The sequence below is a fragment of the Paraglaciecola arctica BSs20135 genome, assembly GCF_000314995.1.
In the GTDB taxonomy this organism is placed as follows: Bacteria; Pseudomonadota; Gammaproteobacteria; order Enterobacterales; family Alteromonadaceae; genus Paraglaciecola; species Paraglaciecola arctica.
The window spans coordinates 151,866-169,312 of the sequence record NZ_BAEO01000027.1; the positions used below are offsets into that span (position 1 = coordinate 151,866).

The window sequence follows — 17,447 nt, forward strand, 5'->3', positions numbered from 1 at the left end:
CTATAAGAAAAGGGGCATAAAGCCCCTTATAAATCTGTTACTACATGAAAACTTTGAGGTTATTAACCGCCGAAGTCATCCAACATAATGTTTTCGTCTTCAACACCTAATTCTTTAAGCATGTTGATTACGGCTGCATTCATCATAGGTGGGCCACACATGTAGAATTCACAATCTTCAGGTGCTGGATGATCTTTCAGGTAATTCTCCAACAATACGTTGTGAATAAACCCAGTATCGCCTTTCCAGTTATCTTCAGGTTGTGGATCAGATAAAGCAACATGCCACTTAAAGTTGTCATTTTCTTTTTGTAGCATATCGAAATCTTCTACATAGAACATTTCACGCAAAGAACGAGCACCGTACCAGAAAGTTATTTTACGAGATGTCTTTAATCTACGAAGTTGATCAAAGATATGTGAACGCATTGGGGCCATTCCTGCACCACCACCCACAAATACCATTTCAGCATCAGTGTCTTTAGCGAAGAACTCACCAAATGGACCTGAAATAGTGGCTTTATCGCCTTCTTTCAAGCTCCAAATGTAAGATGACATTTTACCTGCTGGTAAAGACAAATTATTAGGTGGCGGCGAAGCAACTCGCACGTTCAACATAATAATACCTTCTTCTTCAGGATAGTTAGCCATTGAATAGGCGCGAATTGTTTCGTCTTCTACTTTAGATTCGATATTGAAGAAACCAAAACGTTCCCAATCACCACGATATTCTTCAGGCACATCGAAATCAGAGTATTTTACATGGTGAGGTGGCGCTTCAATTTGGATATAACCACCGGCACGGAAAGGTACACTTTCACCATTAGGTATTTGAAGTTTGAGTTCTTTGATAAAGGTAGCTTTGTTATCGTTAGAAATAACTTCACATTCCCACTTTTTAACACCAAAGATTTCTTCTTCTAGCTCAATATTCATGTCTTGTTTGATAGACACCTGACAAGATAAACGACAACCATGTTTGGCGTCTCTTTTGCTAATATGATCAAGTTCTGTTGGCAGAATTTCTCCACCGCCCTCTGTAATATCAACACGACACTGGCCACATGAACCACCGCCACCACAAGCTGAAGAAACAAAAATACCAGCATTTGCCAAGGCACCTAACAGTTTATCGCCAGGCTGGGCTGTAATGGACTCTTGCGCACCACCATTAATGGTAATAGTCACTTCGCCTTCTGGTACCAGCTTAGATTTTGCAAACATGATGATAAGCACTAACGCTAAAACGATAGCGATAAACATGCCTACACCAAGAAAAACTTCATTATAATTCATATCTATTCCTCAGAAGGCCGCTTATAGCGAAACGCCGGTAAATGATTGGAAACCAAGGGCCATAAGTCCAGCGATCATAAATACCGAACCTAAACCTCGTATACCTTCTGGCATATCAGCGTATTTAAGTTTTTCACGTACTGCGGCTAGTAGGGTGATAGCAATCGCCCAACCTAAACCACTGCCTACACCGTAAACGATGCTTTCAGTGAAGTTGTATTCACGTTGAATTGCGAATGCCACGCCACCAAATATTGCACAGTTCACTGTGATAAGTGGTAAGAAAATTCCCAATGCGTTGTATAACGCTGGGAAAAACTTATCCAAGCTCATTTCCAATATTTGTACTAAGGCAGCGATAACGCCAATAAAAGTCAAAAAGCTCAGAAAGCTTAAATCTGCTTCTGGGAAACCTGCCCAACCTAGTGCTCCGGGGGCAAGGATATTCACAAATATAACTTGGTTAACCGGTACCGAAATCCCCAAAACTACTATTACTGCTACACCTAAACCCATGGCAGTTTTAACTTTTTTGGATACTGCCAAAAAGGTACACATACCTAGGAATAAAGACAAAGCCATGTTTTCAATGAAAACTGATTTAACAAAAATACTGATGTAATGTTCCATGAATTACTCCTTCGGCTCGACTTGTGCTGGACGTATTGTACGAATTGCCCAGATTAGGCCACCAATCAAAAAGAACGAACTGAAAGGTAAAATCAATAAACCATTACCTTGATACCAGCCACCATTTTGAATTAAAGGTAAGATTTCAAAGCCTAATAGAGTACCAAAACCCAATAACTCTTTGACGGTACCAATAATGATTAACACCAATGAATAACCTAAGCCATTACCAATACCATCGAGGAACGACATCAGAGGTGGACTCTTCATGGCATAAGCTTCTGCTCGGCCCATTACAATACAGTTAGTAATAATCAAGCCAACAAATACCGAAAGCTGTTTGGATATTTCGTATGAATAGGCTTTTAATATTTGGTCAACCACTATTACCAATGAGGCAATAATCGTCATTTGAATAATAATCCGTACACTTGAAGGTATTTGTTTACGGATCAGAGAGATAAACAAATTAGAAAATGCCGTTACTGTGGTTAGTGCTAACGCCATAACCAAGGCAGTTTCTAATTTGGTAGTGATTGCCAGTGCCGAGCAAACGCCCAGTACTTGCAATGCAATAGGGTTATTGTCCAGAATGGGTCCGAGCAATACCTTTTTCATTTCTTTAGTTTCAGCCATTGTGCGAACCCCTTACGATTTCCAAGTCTGATTTTTAAGGTATGGCCCGTAGCCATTCTCACCTACCCAATAACTAAGTGTATTTTGTACACCATTACTAGTGAGTGTAGCGCCCGAAAGTGCATCAACTGCATATGGGTTATTTGCGTTATCACCTTTCTTAACCTGAATGGCTACTTCACCGTCGTTATATAACTTTTTACCATCCCACTTTGCTTTCCATTTTGGGTTGAGTACTTCGCCACCCAGTCCAGGGGTTTCTTTCTGTTGATAGTAAATAAGCTCACGTACTGTGTTGCCATCAGAATCAATAGCTAAAAAGCCATACATCAAATCCCATAAGCCACTGCCATGAACTGGCAGGATTAACCGCGTGACCTCACCTGCGTCATTTTTGACAATATATACACTAGCAATGCTGGCACGTTGTTGAAAACCTACGTTACTACCTGTTACTTTGACCGTATATTCAGGCATCTTGGCCGCTTTATACATGTCATAGTCTTTTGTTGGTTTCTCTACATATTGACCAGTTTCAAGATTGACAAATTTTTCTTCAATATATTTATCAAAGGTTCCGGCGATATCGCCAGCAGCCAACTCGGATAAGCCCGCCGCTTCTACAATATTTGACTGTTTATCTATTGCGACATTGGTTTGCTGTAAATCACGCAAGCCAACGGCTGCACCAGATACAATAATGGAGCAAACCAAACATACAGCAACAACAACACCTATAGTTTTACCTAGAGTTTCTTTTTTAGCCGACACGGGCGATCCTCCGTTTAATATTGCTTTGGGCGACAAAATAGTCAAACAAGGGTGCCCACAAGTTAGCGAATAAGATTGCCAACATCATACCTTCTGGGAAAGCGGGGTTAATCACGCGGACCATCACACACATAGCACCAATTAATATCCCGTACGCCCACTTACCTTGATTAGTAAATGATGCCGATACTGGGTCGGTAGCCATAAAGAACATACCAAAAGCAAAGCCCCCCGTTACCACATGCCAATACCAAGGCATGGCAAACATGGCATTAGTATCACTACCCACTAAATTCAATAATGTACTAAAGGCAGCACCACCTAGCAGCACACCTAACACAATTCGCCATGAAGCAATTCGCATGTAGATGATAAACAGACCACCAAGCATAATAGCTAAGGTCGACACTTCACCCACTGAACCTTGAAGATTGCCAAAGAAAGCATCCCACCAATCAGCATTTAAGCTCCAATCAGTGATGTTACCCGAAGCAGCTTCGCCTAACTTTGTGGCACCAGAATAACCATCAGCAGCTACCCAAATTGCATCTCCTGAGATTTGCGCTGGATATGCAAAATAAAGAAACGCACGTCCAGATAATGCCGGGTTGAGGAAGTTACGTCCTGTTCCACCAAATATTTCTTTGGCTATTACAATACCGAATGTGATACCTAAAGCCGCTTGCCATAAAGGAATTGTCGCCGGCAGCGTAAGGGCAAATAAAACTGAAGTAACAAAGAAACCTTCGTTAATTTCATGTTTACGCACTGAAGCAAACAACACTTCCCAAAAACCACCTACTACAAACACAGTTGCGTAAATTGGTACAAAGAAACAAGCGCCATACAACATCATGCCAAGCCAAGTGCTATCCGCATTTAATTGACCACCTAACATTTCAAACAAGCCTGCTTGCCAGAATGCGGTTGCGGTATCGGCCCAACTAGCACCTTCTAAAATAGCAAAGTGCGCTTGATGCCCAATGTTGTACATACCGTAAAACATGGCTGGGAATGTCGCCATCCACACCATGATCATGATACGTTTTAAATCAATACTGTCTTTTACATGGGTAGTCGATTTTGTGACTGTGCCCGGTGTGTAGAAAATGGTCGCTGCTGCTTCATATAGCGCATACCATTTTTCGTATTTTCCACCCGCTTCGAAATCAGGTTCGATTTTATCTAAAAATGCTCTTAAGCCCATGATTAACCCTCTTTCTCAATCTGCTCTAAACAATCACGCAGAATCGGCCCATAGTTATATTTGCCTGGGCAAACATAAGTACATAACGCCAAATCTTCTTCGTCTAGCTCCAAGCAACCTAAACTTTGCGCCCCATCTGTATCGCCAGAGATCATATCTCTTAGCAATAAAGTAGGCAGAATATCTAACGGCATAATACGTTCATAGTTACCGATGGGCACCATAGAGCGATCAGAACCGTTAGTGGTAGTTGTCATACCAAAAAGTTTCTTAGGGCTTAAATGCCCAAGGTAAGCGCGAGTTATTGAATGTTGATTTACGCCAGGTTTTAACCAACCAAATAGTTCTTTTTCACGGCCTTCGCGCAAAATAGTTATTTGGTTGTGGAATCGACCTAAATAACCGTGCACGCCGTGGGCGTGATTACCTTGTAATACTGAACCAGATAATATGCGGACATCGCCTGCATTGGCTTCATTGGCGGTTAGTTCGGTTACATCGGCACCCAATAAGGTGCGCACTAAACGAGGATCCTTTGCTTCGGGGCCACCTAAGGCGACGACTTTACGATTATCTAATTCACCTGTGGTGAATAAGCTACCAATCGCTAATACGTCCTGATAACCCAGATGCCAAACTTTTTTGCTTTGGCCTACCGCATCTAAGTGATGAATGTGAGTACCAACTAGTCCTGCAGGGTGAACACCAGAAAACTCATTCACTTCAACGCTGGCATTGCCTGTAGCAATCTCAGCGCCAGGCGCTTTGTTAACAAAAACTTTGCCATCTGTTAAGCGACCAATAACCTGCAACCCGTTAATAAAATCTTCGCTGCGCTCAGCAATGATTATCTGTGGATCGCCAGCCAGTGGATTGGTGTCCATTACACTAACAAAAATTGAATGAGGCTTTGAATCAAGTGCTGGAGACTTGCTATAAGGACGAGTCCTAAAGGCAGTCCACATGCCAGAATTGACTAAGTTCTCTTGTACTTTAGCCGCATCCAATGATGCTAGTTCGGTGCTGCTATATTTAGCAAACACTTCACTGTCATCACCTTCAAGTTGAATAACAACCGATTGCAAAACACGTTTTGCACCACGGTTGATTGCAACTACATTTCCGGCAGCCGGGGCGGTGAATTTGACGCCAGGATTCTTTTTATCTTCAAAAAGAATCTGACCCTTCTTCACTTTGTCCCCTTCTTGGACATGCATAGTTGGACGCATGCCAATATATTCTTCACCCAAAATAGCCACTCTAGTGACAGAGTTTCCATCTTGAATTGTTTGTTGTGGCGCTCCCTGAATAGGAAGATCTAACCCTTTCGTGATTTTTATCATACGCAATAGCACTACTCTAAATTAATACACAGCACCATTAGGCTCTTTTAGTACAGTCGTCCATGCACTGTATATCAGCAAACAAAAACCTAATGGTGGTGAGTATCGTCAATCAATGACTAATTAATAAGCTACAAATAACTTGTGTAGCTAGATAGAAGTGTCTAAATTTCTTTAAAAATTTATGCTCTTGGCAAAACTTAAACAAGTTTATAAAAGACACCTACGCTTAGCCTCGGAATTTTAGCATTAACCAGTGTATTTCTTCCACGCAAATTGCTGTTTAAACACATTTATTTTGTGGTTTTTATTCATTTTGAGTTGATTTGGCTCTTTCAAAGGTAGACTAAGTTTACAGAAATAAAAAACCGCCAGATTTGGCGGTTTAAATTTAATGTTTTTTTAACCTATCGTTTACAAGTAGTTAATATTACCAATCGACCAAAGTATCAACTTCAGCATCGTAATCAACTCCAGATACGTCAAAACCAAATAATTTCAAAAATTCATGGTGATAACCCGCATAGTCACTTAATTCATGAAAATTCTCTTGAGTCACTTGATCCCATAAGGCTTTAATTTTCGCCTGAGTTTTATCATTGGTTTCTTTACTATTCATATATAAACGCCCTAGCTCATCCGTTTCTGGTTGTGCTTGGGTTAATTTATCAGTAAATAAATCATATATTTGTTCGATACAACCTTGGTGTGTGCCTTCTTCTTTCATCACTTTATAAATAAGTGATATATATAAAGGCATCACCGGAATAGCCGAACTTGCTTGTGTCACTAAGGCTTTTAAAGAAGAAACATAAGCCTGCACATTTTTACTTGCCTTGGTTTTCACAATGGCAGCAGCAGCACGGTCTAAATCTTCTTTGGCTTTACCAATAGTCGCTTGACCATAGATTGGCCAAGTTAATTCTTTACCTACATAGGTATAAGCAGTGGTTTTGCAGTTGTCTGCTAATAAGTCTGCTTGATCCAGCGCTTCTAACCACAATTCCCAGTCTTCACCGCCCATGACTTTGATGGTTTGTTGAATTTCATCATCATTGGCCGGCTCTAGTGCAATCTCATGAATTAGGTTTTTATCGGTATCGTAGGTTTTGGTTTTATAAGCTTGACCCACAGGTTTTAAGGTCGACTTATAGACTTCACCTGTTTCAGGATCGGTTCTTCTTGGCGACGCTAGGCTATAGATGATTAAGTCTACTTTGCCCATATCGGCTTTTAAAGTATCGATTACTTGCTGTTTGAGTTCTTTTGAAAACGCATCACCATTTAATGTTTTTGCATACAATCCCACTGCAGAAGCTTTAGCATGAAACCCCGCGGTATTGTACCAACCAGCGGTACCGGTTTTACGTTCTGTAGGTGGTTTTTCAAAACACACACCTAAGGTATTAGCACCACCTGCAAATGCAGCAGTGATCCTAGAAGCCAGTCCATAACCAGTAGAACTGCCAATTACCAATACGTTTTTAGGCGCATTGCTCAGTGCTCCCTGAGCTTTAACATAATCAATTTGTTGTTGAACACTAGCCGCACATCCAACTGGGTGAGCATTAGTACAGATAAAGCCTCGAATTTTCGGCTTAACAATCATAGTTACGTCCTATTTAAAAATTTCAACGCATTGTAATGCTACTCAGCGCTTAAACACATCTGAACAGCTAACAAAGTTACAAAGAGTTATTGGTATTTTCCATTTATTGGATATCAATAGCACGATTTTTGTAATACTCAAACTCTGATATTTGATGGTATTTCATGACATTAGTTTGAAAATCAGAATAAGACTTATACACTTTCTTGAACATAGGGTCTGCGTCTGACTGTTCTTGCATTACCTCAATTGAAGCCTTTTTTAATGCCAGCATCACATCTGCTGGCAGTGGGCGCATATCTACACCATGAGTTTCGACTAAAGCCTGCATGGCTGCATTGTTTGCGGCTGTATACTCATCCCACATATCTTGATTGACTGCGCGAGTGGCCACTTCAATGATAGCTTGTAAGTCATCTGGCAATGCTTCGAATGCTTGTTTGTTGACCATAAACTCCAAGGTCGCGCTTGGTTCATGCCAACCAGAGTAATAATAATATTTGGCCGCTTTGTATAAACCAAAAGCTAAATCGTTATATGGTCCAACCCACTCGGTGGCGTCAATCGCGCCAGACTGTAGTGATGTAAATAACTCACCGCCAGTTAAAGCAACAGGAATGCCTCCTAGTTTTTTAAGTACTTCGCCACCTAATCCGGGTATGCGCATTTTTAGACCTTTGAGATCTTCAACACTATTGACTTCTTTTTTAAACCAACCCGCCATTTGCACCCCAGAATTTCCACCGGCAAAGGGGATCAAATTAAAAGGTGCATATATCTCACGCCATAATTCCATGCCACCACCATAGTGCAGCCATGCATTCATTTCGGTAGCGTTCATGCCAAAAGGAATAGCGGTAAAAATCTGTGATGCGGGTGCTTTTCCTTTCCAATAATAAGAGCCGGAATGGCCCATTTCAGCTGCTCCACTTGAAACTGTATCAAACACTTCAAAACCCGGCACCATTTGACCTGCACCAAATACTTTGATTTTAAGGCGCCCGTTAGACATACGTTCGACATGTTTCGCAAAGGTTTCTGGTGCTTTACCTAATCCAGGAAAGTTTTTCGGCCAAGATGTTACCAGTTTCCATTCATAAGTTTGCTGTTCGACTTGGACGCTGGGTACGGTAGAAGATTGCTCGCCACAAGACAAAAGGAACATGCCAACTGTAACCAAAACACATAACTGCAACAATTTCATATATAGACTCTCTAAAGCAATGAAGGTAACCAAGTTACCAGATTTGGCCAAATGGCTAAACATGCTAACAACAATAATTGTATGCCAATAAAGGGGGCAACCCCTCTGTAAATGTCCGATGTCTTCACTTCTGGTGGCGCCACGCCACGCAAATAGAATAAGGCAAAGCCAAAGGGCGGCGTTAAAAACGAAGTCTGTAGGTTAACGGCAATCATGATCCCTAACCAAATTGGGTCAACTCCCATAGCTAATAATACTGGAGCAACTAAAGGTACCACCACAAAGGTGATTTCGATAAAATCCAAGATAAAGCCAAGTAAAAATATCACTACCATCACTAATAACACTGCAGCAAATACACCGCCGGGTAAGTTAGCAAATAATTCTTCTATGAGTTCTTCACCACCAAAACCACGAAACACTAGTGAGAAAATTGACGCGCCAATTAGAATTAGAAACACCATAGATGTAACTTTGGTGGTGGACATCATGACGTCTTTTAATTTCTGTAAATCTAGTTGTTTGTTGATTAATGCTAATATCAAAGATCCTGCGGCACCCACACCAGCCGCTTCAGTGGGTGTGGCGAAACCACCTAAAATCGAGCCAAGCACAGTCAAAATTAGTATAAGTGGTGGAAATAGCGCGGCAAAAAGCCCTATGTTAGAAATGGGGTCATCATGGAGGTTTTTATTGATGGACGAATCGATTTGTCGACTGGCAAAAATGAACACATAGAGTAAATACATGGCCACCAATAACATTCCTGGTATTAATGCACCCACAAATAAATCGCCAACAGAGACTGATTCGGGTGAAAATACACCCATACTTAATTGTGCTTGTTGGAAGGAGCTAGATAACACGTCGCCCAACAAAACTAAGGCGATAGAAGGAGGAATTATTTGGCCTAAGGTACCTGTGGCACATATTGCTCCGCTGGCAAAAGAAGGGGAGTAGCCTTGTTTTAGCATAGTCGGTAATGAAAGAAGACCCATAGTGACCACAGTTGCGCCGACTATTCCTGTGCTCGCTGCTAGTAACATGCCCACCAACACCACAGAAACAGCTAACCCCGATTTTAAACGACCAAACACTTGGCCCATGGCAATCAGCAGGTTTTCTGCTACTCGAGATTTTTCTAACATCACCCCCATAAATACAAATAAGGGCACTGCAATCAGTGTTTGGTTAGAAATTATTCCAAATAAGCGACTCGGCACAGCTTGTAAATAAGAAGTGTCGAACACACCAAAAAAGGCACCAATACCAGCAAAAATTAATGCTGTACCCGCTAGCGAATAAGCAACTGGGTAGCCTAACAATAATACCAGACAGACAGCTAAAAACATCAACAGCGAGAGGTATTCCATTATTTGGCCACCGCTTTGTTGGTGTATTTTTGTTGTGAAATTTTTAGAATGTTTCGTATGACTTCAGCTATACCCTGCAAGACCATAGTAAATGCAAAGACTAGGATTAAACTTTTCAACAAAAATACCCCGGGGATCCCTCCGGCTGCTTGAGAGTCTTCCAAAATTCTCCAAGCTGACATGACGTAATCAAAACTGATGAAAAAAATAAACAGATTCACTGGCATTAATAATACTAAACTACCAAAAATATCTACCTTGGCTTGTTTTTGTGGCGTGAAACCTCGGTAAAATATGTCAACTCGCACATGCTCATTGACCCGTAAAGTATGAGCAGCACCCACTAAAAAAACCACGCCATGAAGGTACATCACAGATTCTTGCATGGCAATCCAGCCCATGTTAAATCCGTATCTGAGCACCACAATTAAAAACGTCAACAACACCATAAAAAGGGTAAACCAACTGATCAATTGACATAAAATGTGATGAAAAGAATCGATTTTTTTCTGCCATAAAGCAGCCTTGGGCGAAAAGAGAGCGTGGTTTAACAGCATAGTTGTTTCTTATTGTTATCAAAGCTGATTAAGTAAAGTTGCAAGCTGGAAAGACTATCAGACTTATTGCTTCGAGCCACCCAAACAATTAGGAGACTGTGGAAATTCACCAAATAGATCTTTCCACTCCTCCTGAGTATAGGTATGTAATGCCAGCGCATGGATGTCGTTTGCCAGTTCATCTTTTAACACTGAATTCACTGCTCTATGTCTTTTTATTAAACGCTCACCACTGAAGGCAGGCGTGACAATCACCACCTTAAAATGACTTTCGGAACCTTCAGGCACGTTGTGCTTAAAGCTTTCATTGATCACCTGCAAATGTTCTGGGTTAAAGTGACTCAGTAGCTTTTTTTCAATGTTATTTTGAATATTCATTTGTTGTCCAAGACCAATATTTCAGTTCGTTTTATCAGGCTAATTTTAGCCGCTAAAACAAATGAGAAATATAAAAATTTACAAGTTCCATAGGTAGATCATAACTCATTGGGCGTTCACGATATATTATTTGTTATGGATATATCTAAATGTCAGATTGATCCTAGGGGCCAGTGTTTTTTTGCTTTTAGCAATACCATGTTGCCAACACTTTTGGGTTGCTCCGCGCATCAGCAATAAGCTACCGTCTGCTAGCGGTACCCTAACCTTAGTTTTATTTTTATTGTGATAAAAATCCAAATTGCGTACTGCACCAAAGCTTACTGAGGCAATTACAGGTTGCTGACCTAGTTCTGGCTCATTGTCTGCGTGGCGCCCCATGCCGTCCTGACCGTGACGATAAAAGTTAGCTAAGACTGAGTTAAAATGACTGTTGCTGGCGTTTTCACATCTTTGTTTAAGCGCTAGTAAAATAGGGTTCCAAGGTAGCGGATGCATGGTCAAATTTGAATATTGATAGCCCGCTTGCTCGTCGCCATACCATGCTTGTAATCTTGGAACGTCAAAGGTTTTCCCGTATATGGTAATTTGCTCTTGTCGCCATTCTAAGGACTCTTGGAGAGAGCGCATTATTGCACTTGTCTCTAGTGGTGGAATAAAATGGGGATAATATTTTAGGTCTGCATCAGGCATATCCAGCTGTATAGGCGTGTTATCATATTGTAATTCAAACAGTGACTGCTGCATAACCCATCAAATTTGGACAAAAATGAACACTAGTTTAACGCTTCTAGACAGAAATTTGCAGTTAGTTAGATACCCGCAAAATTTGCAACATCCAAGTTGGCAGGCATGGGATGCAGCGGATGAATATCTGATTGACTATGTTGAACAAAATTTTCCCAAGCTAACAAATGTATCGATCAGTATTTACAACGATGATTTTGGTGCCTTAGCTTGCTGGTTTGCGGCTTTAAAGCCTATATGGGTGACCGATTCTTATGTGGCTAAACAATCTTGTTTAATAAATCTGCAGGAAAACAATATTTCAGAAGAATTAGTGACATTTCACGATTCTGTGACAGTAATAGATGTTAAAGCCGAACTTGTTTTACTTAAAGTGCCTAAAACCACGGCTTTACTTGAGCAACAGTTGATTGACTTACAAGCCCGAGTTTCACCCACTACTACAGTGATCGCCGCAGGTAAGGCTACGCTTATTCACAAATCTACTTTGGCGTTATTCGAAAAATATTTAGGTACCACTACTACTTCATTGGCCAAGAAAAAAGCACGTTTAATATTTTGCCAGCCTGCAGGTAATAAAGTCCACTCAAGCCCTTATCCGAGTATTTGGTATACTGAAAGCCCAAGGTTTGAAATTAACAATTTGGCTAATGTTTTTGCTCGTCAGCAATTGGATATTGGTGCCAGATTTATGCTTGAACATTTATCCAAATTGCCGAACCTAGAAAATAAAACTGTTATAGATTTAGGTTGCGGAAATGGTGTGCTGGGTCTGCATATCCTCAATCAAAAACAACAAACCAAGGTGGTTTTTGTTGATGAATCTTATATGGCTGTCGCGTCTGCTAAACAAAACGTTTTGGCTAACTTGCCAGAACAAGAGGAGAAAGCAGAATTTATTGTGAGCAATTGTTTGGACGACTTCAGCAAAAATTCTAGCTCTACCGAAGTTGATTTAGTGATATGTAATCCGCCTTTTCACCAACAAAATACTATTACTGATCATATCGCTTGGCAGATGTTTAAAGATGCTCAGGCTTTGCTTAAAAAGGGCGGTCAGTTATTTGTGGTAGGCAATAGGCACTTAGATTACCCGAATAAACTTAAAAGATTGTTTGGCAATGTTACAACAGTTGCAACTAATCAAAAATTCAGTATTTTGTCTGCTAGCAAACGTTAGTCTTTAGGAATATTTCAATGTTAAAAACACTTTTTGTCGCCTATCTTGTTATCGCTTCAACTCTGACTTTTGCGAAAGCTAAAGATGATGGTTCACAAATTCAACCCGACAATTATTATCCTCGTGTGAAAATGGTCACTAGTATGGGGGATATCATTGTTGAATTAGATCGTTCTAGAGCGCCGATCACGGTTAATAATTTCTTACGTTATGTGGATAAGCGCAGTTACGAAGACACCATTTTCCATCGCATAGTGCCTGAATTTGTGGTGCAAGGTGGCGGTTATGATACCAATTTTGTAGAAAAACCGTCGTTTGGGAAAATTTTTAACGAGTCTGGCAATGGCTTAAAAAATCAGATGTACAATATCACTATGGCAAGACAAGACGACCCACACTCTGCCACTCGTCAGTTTTTCTTCAATATGAGTAATAACGACAGCCTCAATCCCGGCAGAAACTGGGGTTACACAGCTTTTGGCTCAGTGGTAGAAGGTTATGAAGTGTTAGATAAAATGGCTGAGGTCAAAACTGATTTTGATCCTAAGTATGGCTGGTCAGACGTACCGGTAGAGCAAGTGATTTTGCTAAAGGTGATAGTACTGCCTCCTGTTTAATCTAACGATTTAATGTAAAACTTTTTAATATTAATGGGAAGCGACACTGTTTGCAGTGTAATCTTCCCAATTGTTCATTTTATGTTTGGGTAAGCTCAAACAGTTTTACTTCTTCTATATCATCTTTTAGGCGTATCAATCCCTTATAATTAAAGCCTAATTTTTCTAGTAAATTTATAGACTTCAAATTATCGACTGAAGTTATCCCGAGCACTTTTTGAACGACTTTTCGCTCATAAGCATCCACTAAAACTAGTTTGGCTGCTTCTAAAGCTAGTCCCCTCTCTCGATATTGCGGCAAAAATGCGAACCCTAGATCTGGGTGGTCCAATTCTGCTCGCTTCAATACCCCGCATAATCCTATAGGTCTTTTTAATGAGATAGATTCAACGAGTAATAAACCAAACCCATATTGTTGATACATGCTTTGTGGTCCCTGTTGTATATAAGTAATGGCATCCTGCTCATTTTTTACACCACGATCGCCTATATATTTTAAAAAATCGGGGTCGTTCAACAGTTCAACAATAAATTTCGTATCTCTTATTGTTAGCTTTCTTAGTTTTAATTTTTCAGATGTAAGGGTTTTCATAGAATGGTTTCTTTTCGATATTGCAAAACTTGTAGTGACGCTAAGAGTTGATCAATTTGTTGGTGTTGCTGTTGGTTGACCTGCGCCGCCCTAACGTAGCGAGAGTTGCTGCGGTCGTTTATCCAGCCATGCTGCCAGAAATGGGTGTTTAGGATAAAGTTTGCCGCAAAATTTTCGATTCCCATATCAAAACAACCTACAAGGCAGGTGTCTAAGTAGGTTTGATAGATGGGGTAGTGAATGTTGGCTGGTATTTTATGTTGGTTGGCACATATCCATATTTTGTGGTTATTTGGGTTAGCGCGAATTTTGTCCAGCTCAACCTGTACCAATGGAGACTCTTGGGCTGCCTCTATTCTGGAATAGTCAACCTCAATAAATTGATAGTCCTGTTCGCGGTTGCGCAGCTCAGGTGATATTTGTTCTATTGGTAACAGCACGCCATTCAAATGGGAAGATACATCATGACTCACGCCCAAACAGGTTTGTAGGTCTTCTAAACCTCTTGCTAACCATTCCCGCCGCCATCCATGGGCAATAATGGGCAAATTCGGGCAGAATATATTTGAATAACGTGAACGACTATCATGGCTGAGTAAACTGCCATATCCCACTAGGTAGTGTTTTTGTCTAACTGACATACAACTGCACAATGACTAAAGCAATTAAAATCACATAGGGGTAAGCAACAGTAGGTTTTAGTGATTGTTTGATATATTCGCAAAGCAAACTAATGGCGCTGGGCCTAGCTTGGTTCCATACAAGGTTAAATTGCATGCCCAGTTGTGAAGTTTGAGCTTGGGTCGAATCTGAGTGGTTCTGTATTGCTTGTTCGACAACTTCAAGGCGTTGTCCGATCCTGTTTTGAAAGGTTTTCCAAATTCCGTCTTGAAGCCACAAAATAGCAACTATCAATAATGACCATATAGCTGCATGTAAAGCAAAAACCAATATACAGCAGACTAAAATACTAAAAAGTTTGATGCCTAAAGAACACTTTTCATAACTATCATATTGGGTTTGTAGGGTGACCCATTCAGTTTGTAATATAGATATTTGTACATCAGGCATAGTGTGTTCATTGACCTTTAAGGTGTTAAGTTGAAAATCAGGTAATAGGTAATTTTTATAAATGAATTGTTATACCGAGTCACTGGTGACACGGTTTTTACCTAAACCTTTTGATTCTAATAATATTTTCTCTGCACTTTCGATAAATTTATTTGCTTGTTGTTGCCGATATTGGGTATGCCCAATACTAACAGTGACACTTTTGCCTACATAAGAAAAATCATGTGACTCAATAATTGTACGTATACGCTTAGCAACTTCAATCGATTGGGCTGCGTCAGTCTCCAATAACAATACATTGAACTCGCCACTATTATATCGACTGATCACATCGTTTTCCCTTTGATGTGATTTAATTAGATTGGCTACTTCAACTAATACCTGGTCGCCCACATCATGACCTAAAGTTTCATTTATCTGCTTTAAATCATCTACATTAATTAGTAACAATCCCATAGGACGGTTGTAACGCCTAGCTCGGGTTATTTCACTGTCTAAAAATTGCAGAAAATGTTTGCGGTTATATATGCCAGTGAGTGGGTCAATATTTGACATCTCAATCAACAATTGATTTTTTTTCCGTAATTCTTCGATCGTTAAAAATAGTTCGACTCTAGACTTTTCAGTTAGTCTCGCTATAACAGCACTCGCTAATACAACAGTAAAACAAATCATAATAGGGGAGGTGGCTTGCTGCAACGGTACGTTGTAAAACACCCCGAGACTGAATAACGTCCAACAACTGGCAAGTAATACCAGTAGCGCTAAGTAATGGCCTTGTAACATCACAGAAATAACAAACATGCCGATGACAAAAGGCACCGGCCCACCTTCTTGTGTTACTCCTATTACACCTAAAAGAGTAAAAACTAGGGCCATAAAAAATGGATAGGCCATTTCTACTACTACTGTAAGCCACTGCAAGGCTGCGACATCGCGCATTTTTGGCAAAATTAATAAATTTATTACTGCATAAATAATATTAAAGGAATACAACAGGGTATAAAGGATCATGGAAGCAGAGAATATTTCCATACCGAGGCGTAAATGATGAATAAGATGTAAACCAAAAACAATAATCGCCAAAACAGAAAAATAACCCACCAAAGTGAGATTGTTTTTGACGCAATGGCGTTGATAGCTTTCTACTAAATCAGCAGTTGGTTTTGGTATTATTTGGATCATAAATTCAATTATTTCCTACCTTGAATTTTCATATACCTTTTATACAGTGTGTGCTGTGAAAATGTCCAATCTATGCTCGACTATTTTCAAAAGCAATGACTTGGTCAATCTTAGAGCAACTAAATGCAAGCATTAATAGTCTATCAATGCCTAGTGCCACACCAGCACATGCCGGTAGTCCAAAATTTATTGCTGCTAGAAAGTTTTGATCTATGGGCATCATCTCTAGGCCTTTACTTTGACGTTTAATATTATCTTCTTCAAAACGTCTAAGTTGTTCTGCCCCATCGGTTAATTCATGAAACCCATTTGCCAATTCTGTGCCTTGAAAATACAACTCAATGCGTTCGGCTACTAAGGGATTTGCAGAGCTTATTTTTGCTAAGGCGGCTTGGCTAGCGGGAAAGTCCATAACAAAGCATGGGCGGTTTTGGCCAATATGGGGCTCTACGTGTTGGCTAAACAACAGCATAAGCAAAGTATCTTTATTGTTTTCAGTGGCGGCTAGTTCTGCATAGCCATAGCGGTTAGCCAAAGTTTTCAGATCAGCCAGAGTGGCTGTTAAGGGGTCACATTGCAGATGTTGTTTGAATATATCTTGGTAAGTAACTCGTTCAGCCTTATCACAGCCCAAAATCAATTGAATAAGTTCATCAATTTCTGTCATTAACTGTAAATGATTAAAGCCCGGTCTATACCACTCGAGCATAGTAAATTCCGGATTATGAAATTGCCCTGTTTCTTCGTTTCTAAAAGATTTACAGATTTGATAAATTGCACCGCTACCAGCACAAAGAAGCCTTTTCATGGCAAACTCAGGAGAAGTTTGTAAATACAAAGTGCATGGGTGCGGCGTAAAGGGGTGATTAAATTGCGTCGAAAAGGAATGTAAATGTTCATCTGTGACTGTGGCATGGCATAAAGCCGGTGTGTCTACTTCAAACACATCACGCTCAGCAAAAAAGTGTCTGATTTTTTGCAGCACCAAAGCACGTTGTTTTAATACTTCAATCGAGGCACTGGGGCGCCAGTTGTCTGTTCCCATTGGGATC

At 40.3% G+C, this 17,447-nt stretch carries 19 protein-coding genes; 2 read left to right on the forward strand and 17 right to left on the reverse strand.

The window, feature by feature from the left end:
* Positions 1–62 precede the first annotated feature (62 nt).
* The 12 genes from nqrF to GARC_RS09935 form a co-directional block, all read right to left on the reverse strand.
* A complete protein-coding gene (gene nqrF, locus GARC_RS09880) occupies positions 63–1,295 on the reverse strand; it encodes an NADH:ubiquinone reductase (Na(+)-transporting) subunit F (RefSeq protein ID WP_007619399.1) in 1,233 nt (410 codons plus the stop codon).
* A 21-nt stretch (positions 1,296–1,316) separates the two neighbouring features.
* Positions 1,317–1,925: an NADH:ubiquinone reductase (Na(+)-transporting) subunit E gene (gene nqrE / locus GARC_RS09885; RefSeq protein WP_007619401.1), complete on the reverse strand. Its 609-nt coding sequence runs from the start codon at positions 1,923–1,925 to the stop codon at positions 1,317–1,319.
* Positions 1,926–1,928: 3 nt separating this feature from the next.
* Positions 1,929–2,561: an NADH:ubiquinone reductase (Na(+)-transporting) subunit D gene (locus GARC_RS09890; RefSeq protein ID WP_007619402.1), complete on the reverse strand. Its 633-nt coding sequence runs from the start codon at positions 2,559–2,561 to the stop codon at positions 1,929–1,931.
* 12 nt (positions 2,562–2,573) lie between these two features.
* On the reverse strand, positions 2,574–3,332 hold the full coding sequence (locus tag GARC_RS09895; RefSeq protein ID WP_007619405.1) for a Na(+)-translocating NADH-quinone reductase subunit C: 759 nt from the start codon (positions 3,330–3,332) through the stop codon (positions 2,574–2,576).
* Positions 3,322–4,539, reverse strand: coding sequence for an NADH:ubiquinone reductase (Na(+)-transporting) subunit B (locus tag GARC_RS09900; protein WP_007619407.1), 1,218 nt, complete (start codon positions 4,537–4,539; stop codon positions 3,322–3,324). Before GARC_RS09900 ends, GARC_RS09895 begins: the two co-directional genes overlap by 11 nt.
* 2 nt (positions 4,540–4,541) lie before the next feature.
* Complete coding sequence (locus GARC_RS09905; RefSeq protein ID WP_007619409.1) at positions 4,542–5,882, reverse strand: Na(+)-translocating NADH-quinone reductase subunit A; 1,341 nt, start codon at positions 5,880–5,882, stop codon at positions 4,542–4,544.
* Positions 5,883–6,312: 430 nt separating this feature from the next.
* Positions 6,313–7,491, reverse strand: a complete 1,179-nt coding sequence (fabV, locus tag GARC_RS09910; RefSeq protein WP_007619412.1) for an enoyl-ACP reductase FabV — start codon at positions 7,489–7,491, stop codon at positions 6,313–6,315.
* A 103-nt stretch (positions 7,492–7,594) separates the two neighbouring features.
* Positions 7,595–8,695, reverse strand: coding sequence for a TRAP transporter substrate-binding protein (locus GARC_RS09915; protein WP_007619414.1), 1,101 nt, complete (start codon positions 8,693–8,695; stop codon positions 7,595–7,597).
* A gap of 11 nt (positions 8,696–8,706) precedes the next feature.
* Entirely contained in the window at positions 8,707–10,068 is a 1,362-nt protein-coding gene (locus GARC_RS09920; protein WP_007619416.1) for a TRAP transporter large permease, read from the reverse strand.
* The gene (locus tag GARC_RS09925) at positions 10,068–10,625 is read right to left on the reverse strand and encodes a TRAP transporter small permease subunit (protein WP_039989288.1); all 558 of its coding nucleotides are present in this window, start codon (positions 10,623–10,625) and stop codon (positions 10,068–10,070) included. Before GARC_RS09925 ends, GARC_RS09920 begins: the two co-directional genes overlap by 1 nt.
* Positions 10,626–10,688: 63 nt before the next feature.
* Positions 10,689–11,003 carry a transcriptional regulator BolA gene (gene bolA, locus GARC_RS09930; RefSeq protein ID WP_007619422.1) on the reverse strand — a complete coding sequence of 105 codons (315 nt, stop codon included), beginning with the start codon at positions 11,001–11,003 and terminating at the stop codon, positions 10,689–10,691.
* A 126-nt stretch (positions 11,004–11,129) separates the two neighbouring features.
* Positions 11,130–11,750: an alpha-ketoglutarate-dependent dioxygenase AlkB family protein gene (locus GARC_RS09935; protein ID WP_007619424.1), complete on the reverse strand. Its 621-nt coding sequence runs from the start codon at positions 11,748–11,750 to the stop codon at positions 11,130–11,132.
* Positions 11,751–11,772: 22 nt separating this feature from the next.
* Between GARC_RS09935 and GARC_RS09940 the strand changes: the two genes are divergently transcribed.
* Both GARC_RS09940 and GARC_RS09945 read left to right on the forward strand, forming a co-directional pair.
* A complete protein-coding gene (locus tag GARC_RS09940) occupies positions 11,773–12,930 on the forward strand; it encodes a methyltransferase (RefSeq protein WP_007619426.1) in 1,158 nt (385 codons plus the stop codon).
* A 17-nt stretch (positions 12,931–12,947) separates the two neighbouring features.
* Positions 12,948–13,547: a peptidylprolyl isomerase gene (locus GARC_RS09945; protein WP_007619428.1), complete on the forward strand. Its 600-nt coding sequence runs from the start codon at positions 12,948–12,950 to the stop codon at positions 13,545–13,547.
* Positions 13,548–13,626: 79 nt separating this feature from the next.
* Here the strand turns inward: GARC_RS09945 and GARC_RS09950 are convergent, their stop codons facing one another.
* The 5 genes from GARC_RS09950 to epmA form a co-directional block, all read right to left on the reverse strand.
* On the reverse strand, positions 13,627–14,139 hold the full coding sequence (locus tag GARC_RS09950) for a GNAT family N-acetyltransferase (protein ID WP_007619430.1): 513 nt from the start codon (positions 14,137–14,139) through the stop codon (positions 13,627–13,629).
* On the reverse strand, positions 14,136–14,780 hold the full coding sequence (locus GARC_RS09955; RefSeq protein ID WP_007619432.1) for a hypothetical protein: 645 nt from the start codon (positions 14,778–14,780) through the stop codon (positions 14,136–14,138). Before GARC_RS09955 ends, GARC_RS09950 begins: the two co-directional genes overlap by 4 nt.
* The gene (locus GARC_RS09960) at positions 14,770–15,210 is read right to left on the reverse strand and encodes a hypothetical protein (RefSeq protein ID WP_007619434.1); all 441 of its coding nucleotides are present in this window, start codon (positions 15,208–15,210) and stop codon (positions 14,770–14,772) included. Before GARC_RS09960 ends, GARC_RS09955 begins: the two co-directional genes overlap by 11 nt.
* A gap of 69 nt (positions 15,211–15,279) precedes the next feature.
* Complete coding sequence (locus GARC_RS09965; protein WP_007619442.1) at positions 15,280–16,395, reverse strand: GGDEF domain-containing protein; 1,116 nt, start codon at positions 16,393–16,395, stop codon at positions 15,280–15,282.
* A gap of 70 nt (positions 16,396–16,465) precedes the next feature.
* Entirely contained in the window at positions 16,466–17,440 is a 975-nt protein-coding gene (gene epmA / locus GARC_RS09970; RefSeq protein WP_007619443.1) for an elongation factor P--(R)-beta-lysine ligase, read from the reverse strand.
* Between the last annotated feature and the right edge of the window lie 7 nt (positions 17,441–17,447).